Raw genomic sequence first — 16,519 nt, forward strand, 5'->3', positions numbered from 1 at the left:
TACTTTCTATAAACCTATTTATATGAGGAAAGAATCGAAGATTACTTCGGAATAGAGAAGATATTTTCCTTTTCACATTCGGTTAACACATGGAACGTACGCCCCTGTTCACTTTTGATCGTACCGATGCCTTTACACGTATTCGTGGTTTCACCCTGCCCTGAGCCATACATATCTCTTGAATCATCATATGTGGTTTGAATCACCTTGCCGTCATATACCAGTTCGTGGATCACAGGCCCACCTTCAATCGTGTACTTGGTTACCCGGACTTGACCCGGTTGCTCTTTGCTCACGTGCTTCATGAATGTCCTCCACTTGTCGCCGTTTCGCATGCCGTTCATGAGTACAACCACATCTCCACTCTGCTCTGCCTGTTCAGGGTAATGCGGTTCGATAATGTCAGGAAAAGAAGTCATGACTTCTTCAGAATCGATGGTCTGCTGATGAACTGGATTACAACCTGTTAACAGCCCAATCAATATACATAGAGTGAGTATGCACTTTCTCATTTGATCACCTCATATGTACAACGTTAATAGCATTGTATTGGTTATGTTCTCTCTTTATGTTCTGTCTGTTCTGTCTCTAAAATAGCATGAGTGCCCTGCCTTCTTCATTCTGGCTCGTAATGACTATAAAAAAAAAAACCCATGCAAGTAGCTCAATGTTCTGACTGAACATCGGTTACTTGCATGGGATTGATCGGTTACTCTACTTCTCGAAACGGAACCAGTTGAAGTCAAACTGACTTCCCGGCAAGAAGATAAAGATTACCTTCTGCACACCTGTCACCCGTTCAAGCTCAAATACACGTTCTTCATATCCTTCGGATTGTGTGAACTCAACCAGCTGGTTACTCTGTCCATCCTCACCTGCGAAGCGGATATGAATCGTATTCTTATCAATCGGTGAATGGCCATGAATGACGAGCTTCGACGTGCCTTCTGCCGTAAAGTCCATGTTTTCAAACTCCAACGACACATTGTTCCCGATGCCTTCAACACGGTCACCCTCAATTTTGAACGTATCTCCATAGAGTTGGTCACAGGATGCCGCCGCATTTTGTTCAAAGGCCCGACTCTGACGCTCGAAGGAGAACCCTTTAATATGAATCTTCTGCTTCAATACAAAGCAGATCGACGTAATCCCACTCAGGCGTTTGGACAGATGATACGTCTCTTCCTGGTACACATTCCATTTGGATTCCTTGTCATATACCACATCCGCAATCATCGTGCTGCCCTCTTCATCAGGCATGCCTTCCCAGATCTGAATAAAGTACTCTTCGCTCGACAATGCAAAGATCGGAATGGTGATCGTATCGGAACCATAGGGTCCAAAGTCGATATTGCGGAAGCCCACATGGGTCTCCCCGTCCCGACTTGTTGCTACGCCGCGCTCGTTGCCGTTACCAACCTCACCTTTGGTGTAATCATACAATCCGCCTGTGATGAAGCCGTATGGATCTTTGTAAGCTGTTCCGAGACCGTCCGCCTTGAATTCCAGCTGTGAGATGAGTTTCGTTTTATTCGTACCATTCGTACTGGTAGCGCGAAGTCGGAACGCCCCGTCACCAATCGCGGATACTTTCACCATATGTTGATTCTCTCCATTGCCATTCGTTCCCGCAGGAATGACTTCCACCTTGGCAATGTTGGATTCGATGCCCCCATCATTTACAGCAGCCCACTCGATGTCCTGATAGGACGTGTTCTCCGGATACAGCTTCACGGTTACGACCAGCTCCGGGTTGGACGGATCGAGAAGCTGTCCTGATTCGCTGATGATCTCGATTTTCCGCAAAGGAATCTCCTGAGCGTTACCTGTCAGCACTGGACGTTCTTCATTGACCATGAAGACTGGTTGCACATGTTTCTGACCATCCACATCCGTCGCACCCACAACCTGCACTTCATACTCAGCTGCGGCACCTTCCAATCCTTCCGAAGATACTTCGATCCGTACCGTTCCAGCCTCATCCGTTGCTCCGATAATGGCCATCAGTTTACCGCTAAACAACCTTCTGCTGACTCCTTTATATGGATCATAGTCCGTGCTGTCTCCGTTATCCAGACCCAGTAATCGCCCGGCACCGGACACCTGAACCAGCACGCGGTTGTTTGCATTGTGCACCGGATTACCCGATTCGTCTTCCACCGTAATTTCCACGAAAATGAGATCAGTACCGCTCGCCTGTAGCTGCTCCCGATCCGCCTGCAGACGAATCTTCTTCGCATCCGTAAAGGAGCGTTGTACATCGGTTGCAATCACAACACCGTTCTCATCATAAGCGATCGCCTTCAGCTCACCCTCTTCATAAGGGACTTTCCACCAGCCGGATAGCTGTGTTCCATGGACGTGATCGATGTCGTAGGTGCCGATCGTCAACCCGTTGAGTTGCAGCTCAATCTTCGGCGCGTTGCTGCACACACGTACATCAATGATCTGACCCGGGTTGAAATCCCAATAAGGGAACAGGTGAACCATCGGATTTTTCTTATAATCCGTCCATGCCGCCTGGTAGATATAATAAGCGTCTTTCGGGAACGTTGCCGTGTCCAGCTGTCCAAAATACGAATTCTTCGTATGATACGGTGTCGGTTCGCCAATATAGTCGAATCCGGTCCACAGGAACTGCCCCAATGAATACGGACGATCCCGCTCAGCCAGAATGCAATATTCAGCCGACTTTGCGCCCCAGCTTGTCGTACTGTTCCCGAGTGCCGAGCACTGCTCATCATCATCAGCCAGAATAGGCTGTTCGAACGGGAAGTGATAGATGCCACGACTTTGCACCACTGATGAGGTCTCACTGCCATAGATAATCCAGTCCGGATGTTCTGCATGATGCTGATCATAGTATTTTTCCGCGTAGTTGTAACCTGCCAGCTTCACGATATCCGCACATTTCTGTGCATTTTCCCACGGCATGTAGTTCGAACCGATGGTCACGCCCGCATTGCCTTTTGGATCAAATTCCAGTACATAATCCATCAGCATCCGGGTTACTTCCTGTCCACGCTCATCCGCATGGGTATCATAGATTTCGTTCCCGATACTCCACATGATCAGACTGACATGGTTACGGTCACGCTTCACCCAGCTCTTCACGTCCGTATGCGCCCACTCCGGGAAGAACCTCGCATAGTCATATGGTGTTTTCGCTCGCTCCCACATGTCGAACGCTTCAGATACCACGAGCATCCCCATCTCGTCCGCAAGTTCCATGAACTCTTTGGCTGGCATATTATGTGCAGTTCGAATGGCGTTGACACCCATCTCTTTCAGCAAAACGAATCTTCTACGCAGTGCCGTCAGGTTAAAAGCAGCTCCCAACGCCCCGAGATCATGGTGTTCACACACACCGTTCATCTTCGTATGGACCCCATTGAGATAGAAACCTTCACTCGGATCCAGCTTAACGTCCTTGAATCCAATACGTTGGGATACTGTCTCAATGATCTCTTCGCTCTGATCTTCCGAGATCAGTTTCAGTTCGGTGACCAGCTCATACAGATGTGGTGCATCTGGGCTCCACAGGTTTGGATTCTCCACAATGATCTGTTGGCTATCTGTCGATACAACCGCGTTCTCACCCACCGAAGCCGTAACATTCGCTTGGCTGGATGCCACCACCTGACCTTCATACCGGATCGTATGCACCAACTCTGCCTGCTGATTCTGTTCCAGGTTCAGTTCCGTATCCACTTCCACCTGCCAGCCATCTGGCTGTTGCTTGATAGATACATACGTTCCATCCGTAACAATATGGTTGCGGTCTCTTGTCTTCAGCCACACGTTGCGATAGATTCCAGCCCCGGAATACCATCTGCTGTTCGGACTCTGATGTACCACTTTGACCACAATCTCATTCTCGCCTTCCACCAGTGCATTTGTGATCTCATGTTCAAAAGCAGAATATCCATACTTCCACTCCCCAACCAGCAACCCGTTCACATACACCGAAGAATCCATATATACGCCATCAAAACAAAGCAAAATCTGCTGCTCATCCTTCGTGTAACGGAACGTCTTGCGATACCATCCAATGCTATCCTCGTACAGTTCCAACGTGTTGTAGATCAGCCAATCGTGGGGGAGTTCAACCGGTTCGAACAACAGACCCGCAGATTCCGTGACATCCAGCTTACTTTTCGCAAATTGCCATCCATCATTAAAAAGCCTCTTCTGATTCATGGTAGATTCTCACTTTCTTGAAGTAAATTATGATTACGGTTACAACAATAAATATCGATTTTTACGAAAACCTTTTCGGTAATACACAACTATGACTATAACACATAACCCGATTATACCATCAGTCTCTTTCCTGTACCCCCATTTCATAAGTTTTTTTAGCCAGATTGTTGAACGTTTTCCCCCTCCAAGCATTTCAACTCCCAATGACAATAAGCCAAAAAGGCAACCCGTCAAACGGGTCACCCTCTCTGTTCCAGATCTATCCCTTGTAAAAAGGGTTCCACCCTATGCCTTTGCCCGATGGCATCGCGCCAGGCACACCGTCCGCTTCAAGCAGCGGACGGACAACTAACTTCACGGGCCACGCCTTGCTCTCGAATATCGCATGAGCAAGTGCGGCCCGGTCGAATTCAGGAAGGTGCACCTGTGCCAGCGCTTCCTTCCAGGCCTGCTCCGTGATCTCCCATAACTTCGTTTCCGGGATGTGATACACCTCGCTCAGTGCCTCCATGATCGCAGCCAGATTCACCTGCGTCCCGAGCGACTGAACATAAAAGATCAGCTTCTGGATCGTCTCGTTATACAGACTGTTCGAGTAGCCAGGTCGAATATGATAGGCAGGGTCTGCAATACCATGCTGATCCAGATAAGGCTGATGCAGACGCACGGAATCATGATCGCGGAACAATAGACCTTTTACCTGATTCTCCCGTAACACCAGACAGCAGTTCTGACCATGAATCTCAGGTACAACACCCACCTTGAACAGACGCATCACGATATCATAGAACGTCGTAGCTATACTCGTATAGAATTCCACCACGTCCGTACTGCTAAGGTCATCTCCCAGAATCTCCGTTAATATATGATGTCCATCCAGATTCACACCGAGTGCTGCCATGGGGATGACTTTGTAGGATTCATCCAACAATTCAGGAGGATACACACGAATCTGTGCAGCCAGATGCCGGGGATGATCATCGAACAGTCCCATGGATTTTGGCATGAAGCCCCACCAGTTCTGCTCTTCGCACATATACACCTTGTCCTTCAACGTCTCGTCACAGGCAACGGCCTGTCTTAACATCCGTTCTCCCACAAGACCATTTAGCAATTTGACTACTGGAAGATAGCGAGTAGCCCCCAGGGACAGCACACTAACGGGTAGCTTGAGCATCAAATTAGATTCGGTTGACGGAGCCATCGAGCGTAGAGAGGATGTGGCCTGTACTTCGCCCACTTCTATATCCAATACAACAATGCTGCCCTCTTTAATCTCTCTAGTGAAACGAGGCAGGATCACATGCTCCAATTGCCACGGATGAACAGGCAGTGGCAGATATTCGTAGAGCGTGATCCCTTTTCGGGCAAACTCGGCCTCCACCATTCCACGCTGAACATGGTCTAACACGTCCAAAATGGACACCCCACCTTCGCAACCTTGCTGCACGAGATCCATACGGATAGCGACCCAGCACAGCGCAATCGCCTTCCCGAATTCCGCTGCATACTGTGTTACATCCTCTGTATTGAATCCCACCTTGGCTTTGGACGATGGGTGGAATGGACGATCCCACAATGCAGCAACACGTTCACCTTTGATAAACCACTCATAGGCAGATGCCGGAACGTTGGCGGACAGATACTGGACTTGTTCCCAGCCCAGAGCCAACTGCTCGATAGCAATATCCAGACTAGACCGGAATTCTGCCACTCCGGGCTGTGCATAGGCTTCATCCGACAAAGCCTTCTGTAACACGGCACGTGCAACCTCTGCCGGAGAATCAAGAAGAACCCAGCTTCCATCTGGTTTCTCCTCATAAATTGCTGATCCCTGAACCCACTGAATCGCTTGTCTCACTCCTGTTTCAATCAGGCACAGTACACCTTGCGTATGCAATCTGATGTCAGAAGCACCATTCTGTCTATGCTCTTCGCCGTCATATTCCTTATACAATCGTCTGAACGGTGCAGGTGCTGCGGCAAAATCAATGAATGGGTGATCCTCCAGTGGGAGTAATTGCTCCGCCAAAAATGAATTCATCAGATCCGCCATAATCCGGCGTTCAGCGGCTTGCAGACTGGAACGCTTCATCAGTGTTGACATGATTATTGTCCTCCGTTAGATAATGGAATGCCGGGTGCGGATGCCCCAGAAAATCATGATGCGAGATGGTCCAGCAATAAGCTCCAGACTTTTCAAACAAAACAATGTCTCCCACGCGCAATAGTGCTATCGCCGCATCGGAATGCATGCGATCCTTGGGTGTGCATAACTCCCCTACGATATGGACTCGATGATCCCTTACCTCTGGCCTCGCAAATGAATGCTTCCAACGCTCCGTCGCCATAATCTGAAACGGGTGGTTATGACCCCATGAAGCAGGTAAACGATTGTGGTGCGTACCTCCTCTTAACACGGCAAAATGCTGATCATGAGAAGTTTTGAGATCCGTAACCTCTGCGGCATAATACCCGTGGTCTGCCACAAGCAGTCGGCCCGATTCAAAATACAACTCACCTCCACTTGTGGCAAGGCGTTGTCTGGCTTCACTTTGTTCAAGGAGGGAAGTAAACAGCGACCAATCGAATCCGGGACTTCCATCATACGTCACCCCGAATCCTCCTCCTGCATTCACCACTTCCACAGGAAGATCATACTGGTGCTGCCACTGCTCTACCTTTTGCAAATACAGCTCAATCATCTCGGCGTGCAGTCTGGCGTCCATATTGTTGGACAAAGAGTGAAAATGGAACCCGCTCAACCGAACCACACCCGCGCCTTCCACACGAATAAGTTCGATCGCTTCTTCCACTGCCTCTTCGTCGATTCCAAAAGGACTTGGTCCGCCGCCCATGACAATCTTCGTCCGGGGTAACGTGCTGTTTCGCAGATTAATTCGGAGCAGAATGCGAACCTCCTGAGCTTGACCGTCGTAATGCTCATGGTTATGCTCATGCTTGTCCTCCCGTACCTGCTTCTGCCCTCGCATGTGCTTGCCTTCGTACACCTGCTCCCATTCTTGCTTCTGCCTGCTCCCCTGCACATGCGCTTGCTCTTGATCCATCGCTCGCTCCTTCGCAATTGCAATGATGCGCCGCAGCTCCAGCAGACTCTCCACATGGATATAACTCACGCCTTGCTCAATTGCCAGTTTCAGCTCGCTCTCCTTTTTCCCCGGACCGCCGAACAGAATCGGAACCTCCCGACTTACAGCCCTTACCTTGAGCAACTCTCCAATGGAAGCCACTTCAAAGCCCTTCACGAAAGGAAGCAACGCCTCAATGATTCGCGGATCAGGATTCGCCTTGATCGCATAGAACAACTGTGTGTTTCCAGGCATGCTGCCCAACATCTGACGTACCTGTTCCTGCATGCCAGCCAGATCATAGACATACGCACATACCGGTTCTTCCATTCCGCGTTGCAGTTCATTTAACGCATGCCATACACTCGGTTTCATATCTGCCCACCCGCATTCCTGTAGTCATTCCGTTTTTGGGCATACGCCCGAAACGCCGTATTCCGATCATCACCCAGCACGTAAATATGTACTCCCCGCTCAGCCCAGAGCGTCATGTCTTCTACACCTCTAGCGACCGTTGCATAAGGTACTTCGCACTGCTTCGTAGTATTGTACAATTCATCCAGCGCCTGTCTCACATCCGGGTGCTCCGTCTGCCATGGCACGCCGAGGGATTGCGACAGATCCGCCGCCCCTTCCAATACAAAACTCACCCGAGGGTGAGACAGAATCTGTGCACTTTGCCGAACGCCCTCCACACTTTCGATCATGGGTACGACCATCACCTGTTGGTTGGCTTCCTCAATGTATCCAGTGAGCGGATATTTCCCGAATACACCAGGACGGCCGCTGTTCAAGCTCCGCATACCGACCGGATGATAGTAGGCATGACGAACTGCTTCCTCCACCTGCTCCAGTCGCTCCACATGTGGAATGACGATGCCTTGTGCCCCACAATCCAGCACTTTCAGAATCTCCGCTCGCTCCACTTTCGAAATCCGAACCAGCGGGGTTAACCCTGCCAGTTCCGCCGCCCGGATCAACTCTTCTACCGACTCCAGCGATGTTGCGGCATGTTCCAGATCAATGATGACAAAGTCATATTCAGCATGCCCGATCATCTCGATGATCACCGGGTGTGGTATGGATACAAAAAGACCATACACAGGTTGTTTGCGTGCAATCTTTTCCTTCAGCGTGTTAACTCTCATTCGACGATTCCCTTTAATACAGGCGTTCCCAGTGATTCCAGTGCATCCTTCGATACCTTGAGCGGATTGCTTGCCTTACGGAAATACAACTCCCCATCCCCATACAGACGGCGCTTGGTCATCTCTTCGATCAATGCATCCTCGGCAAAAAGGTCAAATGCAACAAACCGCTCTGCGTATTCCGGGTGCTGCTTCTGATAATTCACAATTACACCTGCGCACAGCTGCCAGAATGACTGCTCTGACAATCCAAACTTCTCAAATGCCAATGCAATATCCGTCATGCAGATAAAAAAGAATGCGTCATACGTATAGTCACGGACTTCCGACACATCTCCCGCATAGATGAAAGAATACCGATTGAACTTGCGATGAGTTTCCGGCTCGGGGTTCAGCTTCGGTGCCCTTTCCGGATGTAACAGTTGATCCGGTACGTAGCGAACACCATCATGCAGATCCTTGATAATAATCCGTTTCGGTAGATCGTCTTCCAGTACCAAAATGATATTCTGAGCATGGGATTCCAGTGCAATCCCGTGTGCATAGAGCAGATGAATAATCGGCAGTGTAACCGTGCGAACGAGAGCCTCGCTCCACTTTTCCACACCATGTCGTTCTACAGCATTCTGGATAAATGGAACACCATCCGGTTGTACCAACATCAGCGCATTCAGCGGCCACGCCGTTTCACCTTGCTTTAGGTGAGCCGATACATTCTCCCGCCAGATGGCTCCGAGTGTACCGTAGGCCCGCCCATACTGCGTTGCAGGCAACTGCTCATAACGGAACGACAGTCCCATGATTTCTTTTAAAATGCCAAACTGCGCCCGCTGCAACAGCTCATCTTCACGAACGAGATTATCCAGCCAATCGCTGATCAACGGTGCGTTCTGGGTTGTATGCTGTGCCAGAATACGTGTGCTCGACGTGTTGGTAATGCTGAGAGCCAGCTTAATGTAAGGGGCTTCCGAGTTCACCCGGTTCGATAGTGAACGGATTGACTGCTGTGCACGATAGGGCGAAGACGATGGACCGAGATACACGATGTCTCCATCCATCAGTTGACGGGCATATACCGATTCCAACTGATGCTCCCACTGCCATGGATGAACCGGAATGAACACATATCGATCACCCGCGTCAGAACCTCCTATTTCCCCATCAACTTTGCTGCCTTCTCTGCCAACGTTAGAGCCTGTTATGCTATCTTGAGCAATAGTTATATCACTAACCTCGGCACTGCTCCCAAGCTGACCTTCACTCACCGCATATGTGTGTACCGCTTCGACCGTATCCGTTAGATCTTCTTGTTGCAGAATCTGTTGAAATCGCTCTACGTCCTCCGCAGTCAGATGCTGCCCCACCAGTTCTTCCGAGCTATAGCCCGCGGATATAGCGGTCTGAGCAAATTCTTTTTTCACAGCAACCCAGACTAATGCAACCTCAGAGTTAAATTCAGGGCCATAGGCCAGATTGTCTTTCAAAGAAAACCCCAACCTCGACTTATAACTCGGGTGATACAGATGACCGTCGGTCATGTGACTTTCAAGCGCATCATAATGACGATCTTCACGCGGAATGTTCAAGGGCAATATCGCCCGGCACTGGCTGTCTTTTGCCATCGTTTCGAGCAGTTCCTGAATAAAAGCCGTCACATTGGCACCTTTCAATGAGTTCAGCACGATTTCCTCCAAAAACAGATCCAGATCGGTGCAAGGTACGCCTTCCCTTTGAATCGAACCCTTCTTCACCTTCACCCGGCCAAATGAAAACTTCCGCTCCGCTTCACACGTGTACGTCACAGAATCGCCGTAAGATGTAAGGCCGCTGGTTCGCCATTCGCTTCCACTCACATCACTGTCCAGTATGCCTTCGAACCACATCGCCTCCAACGTCTGCCGCATGATCCGTTCCTGTACATCCACGTAGACTGCTTCTGTCCCACCGCCTGCTTCAGCCCTGTATCCCACAACTCCCACGCACTTCACTCCCTATTCGTTTCATTGGATTGCTCACCGGCACATAAACCGGAGTCTGGCTGATACCCCTTAGACAACTCACCAAATTTTGCTTGGCCAGGAATGCTTCCGTTGTCAGCAGATGCCGTACATACGCATTGTCCGTTCGTTCCAGTTCATCCTCAAGTACCTTACGTACCTGCTTCCAATAATGCTCCTCCGGAACGTTCACATCTCGCGCCAGGACATGAATCAGAGAACCCAGATGATTGACGATAAAGTAGTACGATGTCCGCGACCAGGCATTCTCTCGCGAATAAAATAATAAATCGGACGCAGCACGATCCTGCTCACGGATAAGTTCCTCATCCACACTGACCCCTTCCAGATCGCGGACGATAAAATCCACAGGCAACCCATCCTCCAATGTCACAAGGGTATTCTGCAAATGGGCTTCAAAGTGAATGCCTTTCTCTCCCGCCGCCCGTACAACCGGCAGCAGAGAACATTGTAGATAGCGATCAAGCCAACGCTCAGCTATATCACGTCCACCACCCAGCATCGTCATCAGTCGCGACCGCATCCCGGGAATCGGTGCTTCAACCAGACTGGATAAGACATACGTATTCTCGACGTCAAACTCAACGGGCCGATAAGCTATCGTAAACAGACTGGTTAACTCTTCATCATCAAAGTTACATGTCGCTACGCCTGTCTCATACGCAATATGGGTGTGCGGTTCAGCACCGAAACAGTCATGCTGGCTGACGTATTTGGAGGCATCCAATGTTCTGCGCATCTGCTCAGCACTATTGGTGCGAATCATGTTGGTGATCTGCATGTTCAGTGACAGCTTGATATTGCAGTTCCATTCGGGAACATATACCGTACGGACCGAAGAAGTCGGATAGACGATTGGCCCCGCACTGCCAAGCAGAATTAATTTTTCATCTCGAATATAGTGCTGTACCTCTGACAACCGTGATATGTATGCGTATTGCCATGGATGGACGGGAAGCAGCCCATACATTTCACTCTTTCCTTTTAAAATAGGCTCCATATGACTTCGCAGGAGGTCATGCAAATCCATTGCCGCCTCGTCATCGACCCATTCCTGCATATAGACATCCTGCCTCACGGCGATATAACAGAGTTGAAATGATGTCCGTAACTCCGGGCTGTACTTCTGAACATCCTGCTCACTGAAGCCTTTGGAGTTCTTCGGGAACGGGTGAAACGGATGACCAACCAACAAAGACTGTTCCGATGTGCGATAGTCGTGGATGTCGAGACCCGCTGCTTGTTCGATATACAAGGTAAGGTTACGCACACTGTTATCTACCTTTTGTGCAAAATCTCTGGCATACGTCCCCTCGACACGGTTCGTATTTTCACCCAATGGATGTATATTCTCCAGCCCAAGTGAACTCTTCATTTCCACCGCACTCTTCAACATTCCACGTTGATCCAAACTCGCTCCCTGTTCCCCATTCCCGCTTAGCTCAGATGTGATCCAACGAACCAGGTCGCCATAATGCACCGCTTCCCCGCCAGATTCCATGCTGAGGTATTCATGCTCCCCTATGGCAGAGTAGTAAGACAAGCGTCCTGTCACCTTCACCCTACTAGCTTGAAAAGTAACAGTGTACGACAGCGTATTTGGATTGATCCGAATATCGCTTTCTTTCTCTAGCGCAAGCTCACGTATGTAACAGTTCAGCAACAGCTTGCACGAATGTTCATGGGCCTGCTGCTCAGCCTCAGACCGGAGCTTGTTTTCCATCTCGAACAATGATGCCAACCTTCTTTCGGGTTATAAGTAAGACCAGGGGAAGTGTAAGCAGTATGGCGCAGCCAAGTCCGATACAGATCTCTTTGAGCGCTCCCCATTTTGCCATCTCCATAGACGTTCCTGCCCCTGCTAGCCATTGCCAGCGCATATCGTAGTACAGGGTCATACCCATCACTGCAAACGAAGAAGCCAGCCGCTCAATCGTGGTCGATAACACCGACCCTTCGTGCATGTCTTCGTCTGGTAATGCTTGCAGACCAATAGCCGAGATACTCATGCCTGACAGGCCAACGCCAATTCCACGGCACGCCATGAGCATACCGATAATCCAGATCGATGCTCCCATGGGCAGAACGGCAAACGACAAGATCGATATCGACACCAGCAACGTGCCCCATGCGATAAAATGCATGGATCGACCGCGATCCAGCAGACTGCCTCCGATCCACATGAACAGACTTGTACAGATCGACAAGGGTATGAACAGCGCACCGGACAAGGCCGGCGACAGGTGGAAGACATCCTGGAACAATAATGGCAATGCAAAGATCACGCCAAACATGACACAATCCTGAATGGTCGAGATCAGCACGGTCAGTGGAAAGACGGCATTACGCCGCAGCAACTGGTAACGTATCAGTGGTTCCTTGCGACCGTTCTCGGTCTGGACAAAACGAATAAGTAACACCACACCGAGCGCAATCAGCAGCCAAGGTACCCATACCTCTGCGACAGGACTCGCATACAACTGTACGCCCAGACTAAGGGCACCTACCGAACAGATCAGCAGCATGATACTGGTTGGATGCCATCGTTTCCTACGGGCGGGAATATAAGTCTGAATGACTCGACCGCACCCGATGAACGAGAATACAGCCAACGGCACATTCAGCCAGAACAGCATTTCAAGCCGTCCATACTGAATGATGAAGCCGCCCAGCGTTGGTCCAGCCGCAGGAGCCAGCATAAGCAGCAACCCCCACGCTCCTGTAATTCGTCCCCTTACCTCCGGTCCATATACATCAAACAGCAACACAAGCGATAACGGAATCATCAGCCCCGCGGCAACGCCATGCATGAAACGAACCAGCAACAGTGCTTCGATGGAGTGATAAAACAACGCACCTGCCACCGAGAACAGTCCATAGATACTGATGCCCAACATATACGTCTGCTTACGCCCCAGTCGGTCCACAATTAGGGAAGCCAGCGGCATTGTTAATGTCATGGCGAGCATGTAGAGGGCGATGATCCATCCTCCTGCTGTCGTAGAGATCTGATAATATTGCACAAAATAAGGCAGCAGCAGGTTAAATGCACTGTTGGTCAGCACCAGCGAAAACGCACCAAGCAGAATCGCGAGTAATACGGCATGCCTCTTCATCAGGGACAGCTTCAGCATGCAGCCGTTGCTATGGCAATCGCTTCAGCTACCGATTTCTCAAAGATCGCAAGGATCGCGCCCGATTCCTGTTCCGTAATATTCAGCGGCGGCAGGAAACGAACAACCGCTGAATGACGCCCGCCCAGTTCCACAATTAATCCATTCTTGAAACATTCACGCTGAATAGACTCAGCCAGCGCACCATTAGGCTGATAATGTCCCAGACGATCCTTCCGTCCCATTGGATCAACCACCTCAACGCCAATCATCAATCCTCTGCCTCGCACATCACCAATCTCTGCATACCGCTCTTTCAAAGCATTCAGTTGATTCATGAACTGCTCACTGCGCAGATGCACGTTGTGTAAAACATCCTGTTCCCGAATATAACGAAGTGTCGCAAGTCCCGCTGCCATGGCTAGTTGATTGCCACGGAACGTACCTGTGTGTGCACCAGGTTGCCATTGGTCCAGTTCTTCCCGGTAGATGACAACAGACATGGGCAGACTTCCTCCAACTGCTTTGGAGCAGATGATTACATCGGGAATGATTCCGGCATGATCGAATGAAAACATGCGTCCTGTCCGTCCAATGCCGGTCTGCACTTCGTCAATAATTAGTGGAATGCTTCGCTCTGCCGTGATTCTGCGTAGCTCCTTTAGCCATTCGAGATCCGCCGGAATTGCCCCGCCTTCGCCCTGCACTGTCTCCACAATGACTCCGCATGGTGCGGCAATACCGCTCTCGCAATCATCGAGCAAGTTCTCGATATACTGTGCGCTTAACCGGGCCGTCATGCCCTCACCAACACCAAATGGGCAACGGTATTCATAAGGAAACGGCAGGAAATGAACATCCGGCAGCAGGCTTTGCAAATGTTGTTTCTTGCTCAGGTTGCCACTCATCGACATCGTCGCTTGGGTCGAACCGTGATAACCTCCCTGAAAGGCAAGAATAGACTTGCCGCCTGTAGCATGTTTGACCAGCTTAATGGCTGCTTCTACTGCATCCGCTCCGGTTGGACCACAGAACTGGATTTTGGCTTTGTCTCGCATCTCTGCCGGAAGAATGGAAAACAGTTCTTGCATATATGAAAGCTTCAGCGGCGTTGCTAAATCCAGTGTATGAAGCGGAATCTGCTGATCCAGAACATCGCGAATGGCGTTGACCACCGTGTCATGGTTGTGCCCCAGCGCCAATGTCCCTGCACCAGCTAGGCAATCGTAGAATACGCGGCCTTCCGTATCCGTAATCTTCACCCCATGGGCCTTGCTAATGACAAGCGGGAAATGTCTGGGGTACGATCTTGCATTGGACTCCTTCTCATTTTGCATCTTCAGATATTCCGTCTGCACCTCTACTGACATAGCCCTAACGCTCCTTATAATCGATTCAGGCCGAAACTGCTGCCTGTGATTCTTGTTTTGCATTTTGCATATGACATAGTATTGGTTCAAAATCATGGTAAGGTCCGAATTATACATGATGGTATTCGTCATCTGTTATCCGTTATATCTTGTCATCTGTACGTTGTTATATGCTATATATCCTATATTCAAATTGCTCCTGACACAGGTATTCCAGGTATAACCTAACCACATCACGAGTTGTTCCACCATGGGGAAAGACGTGGTGTGTCAGATCTGGCAAGGCGTTCACTTCCAGGATGCCTCCCTGATCTCTGGAGATCGGGATGCGGATATCACAACAACGAACATCGACCCCTGCTACATCGATCTGAAGAGTCTTTGCCGCCTGAATGATCATTTGGGCATTTTCGGGATGAATGATTTCGGTACAATCCTTGTAGAATTCACTGATTTTTCCGGCGGCAGAATTGCGGAGATCGTATAGCTCGATTTCTTTTCCGGCGGCAGGAACTTCATCCAGAGTTGTCCCTTGTGCATGTAATACCTTCAGCACTCGTTCCGTTTCTGCATCAACCTGAGGATAAGCCTCATACTCGCCAATGTTCGTCATCTCGATTCGATCCTGATTCAACTGCTCAATTAACGCCCGAACGGTTGAAGTTCCGTCTCCTTCGACATAGACAGGTCGATACTGGTTCACAGCCACCACTTCACCGTTGATAATCAGCACTCTGTAATCGATCCCGGTCACATATTGCTGTAACATAATGCTGCTGCCGTGGACACTCGCAAGACGAATGGCTGCCTCCAGTTCATCTGCGGTACGCACATCCAACGTCACGCCCATGCTGCTGCTCGCATCCAGTGGTTTCACTACAATGGAGCCGTATTTATTCAGAAAAGCTACTGCTTCGCTCCCCATCTCCGGGATCACGATAAATGATGGTACAGGCATCCCCTGTTCATGCAGCAACATATTACATGCCTGCTTGTTCTTCGCGAGCAGTCCAGCGATTAACGGTAGACGATGAGATCTGGTCTTGTTAATGATGATCTCTTTGTCCCCTACAGACAGCTTCAAGAAATCTTCGCATCCCTCAAGAAGTGGCTCACAGGTGATGCCCATTTCTCTCGCTTTGCTTATAATGAGTCGGTTTTGCAGATTATGAATCCCTTTCGGAAACACTGAAAATCCTCCTCGATCGAATGAAGGTACTCGCTCCTATATAAGTTGAATTAAAGATTATTTTCACCGACACTACAATGACAGAACAACCTTCCAATCGCTGTCATCCCTAGATTTTTTGATTCTCTTTTCTCAAGGGAAAAATCCGGGGATAAAGGCGAAGCTTATGCTTAAGAAGCAGCTTTCTTTCAGAAAACTTTAGGCGAAGTGTATGCTTTCGAAGCAGTGTTCTTGCAGAAAGCTTGTAGCTACGCTTCCCCAGATCTGTTCTGTCCTCTCCGTTACATGTAGATGATTAATTCAACTTTTAATGCTCATACGTTCATCCATATTTATTGTCATTAATATTGATAATGATTATCAATATCATATAAAATCTATTTTATGGC

General features: G+C 49.5%; 10 protein-coding genes. All 10 read right to left on the reverse strand.

Annotation, left to right across the window (positions count from 1 at the left end; genetic code table 11):
- Positions 1-41: 41 nt before the first annotated feature.
- On the reverse strand, positions 42-482 hold the full coding sequence (locus FE296_RS21505; RefSeq protein WP_190945424.1) for a DUF4362 domain-containing protein: 441 nt from the start codon (positions 480-482) through the stop codon (positions 42-44).
- Positions 483-714: 232 nt separating this feature from the next.
- Positions 715-4,200 (reverse strand): glycoside hydrolase family 2 TIM barrel-domain containing protein, encoded by a 3,486-nt coding sequence (locus FE296_RS21510; protein WP_150366251.1) that lies wholly within the window; start codon positions 4,198-4,200, stop codon positions 715-717.
- Positions 4,201-4,462: 262 nt separating this feature from the next.
- Positions 4,463-6,310: an IucA/IucC family protein gene (locus FE296_RS21515; protein WP_150366252.1), complete on the reverse strand. Its 1,848-nt coding sequence runs from the start codon at positions 6,308-6,310 to the stop codon at positions 4,463-4,465.
- Complete coding sequence (locus tag FE296_RS21520) at positions 6,270-7,667, reverse strand: type III PLP-dependent enzyme (protein ID WP_150366253.1); 1,398 nt, start codon at positions 7,665-7,667, stop codon at positions 6,270-6,272. The genes FE296_RS21515 and FE296_RS21520 overlap by 41 nt, the downstream gene beginning before the upstream one ends.
- On the reverse strand, positions 7,664-8,440 hold the full coding sequence (locus tag FE296_RS21525) for an HpcH/HpaI aldolase family protein (RefSeq protein ID WP_150366254.1): 777 nt from the start codon (positions 8,438-8,440) through the stop codon (positions 7,664-7,666). Before FE296_RS21525 ends, FE296_RS21520 begins: the two co-directional genes overlap by 4 nt.
- Complete coding sequence (locus FE296_RS21530; protein ID WP_150366255.1) at positions 8,437-10,419, reverse strand: IucA/IucC family protein; 1,983 nt, start codon at positions 10,417-10,419, stop codon at positions 8,437-8,439. The genes FE296_RS21525 and FE296_RS21530 overlap by 4 nt, the downstream gene beginning before the upstream one ends.
- Positions 10,394-12,181, reverse strand: coding sequence for an IucA/IucC family protein (locus tag FE296_RS21535; RefSeq protein ID WP_223868975.1), 1,788 nt, complete (start codon positions 12,179-12,181; stop codon positions 10,394-10,396). The genes FE296_RS21530 and FE296_RS21535 overlap by 26 nt, the downstream gene beginning before the upstream one ends.
- Positions 12,159-13,592: an MFS transporter gene (locus tag FE296_RS21540; RefSeq protein WP_223868976.1), complete on the reverse strand. Its 1,434-nt coding sequence runs from the start codon at positions 13,590-13,592 to the stop codon at positions 12,159-12,161. Before FE296_RS21540 ends, FE296_RS21535 begins: the two co-directional genes overlap by 23 nt.
- Positions 13,586-15,004 (reverse strand): diaminobutyrate--2-oxoglutarate transaminase, encoded by a 1,419-nt coding sequence (locus tag FE296_RS21545; protein ID WP_263364258.1) that lies wholly within the window; start codon positions 15,002-15,004, stop codon positions 13,586-13,588. Before FE296_RS21545 ends, FE296_RS21540 begins: the two co-directional genes overlap by 7 nt.
- Positions 15,005-15,107: 103 nt before the next feature.
- Positions 15,108-16,130: an ATP-grasp domain-containing protein gene (locus FE296_RS21550; RefSeq protein ID WP_150366258.1), complete on the reverse strand. Its 1,023-nt coding sequence runs from the start codon at positions 16,128-16,130 to the stop codon at positions 15,108-15,110.
- Positions 16,131-16,519 lie beyond the last annotated feature (389 nt).

This window comes from Paenibacillus sp. UASWS1643 (assembly GCF_008693195.1).
Taxonomy (GTDB): Bacteria; Bacillota; Bacilli; order Paenibacillales; family Paenibacillaceae; genus Paenibacillus; species Paenibacillus amylolyticus_B.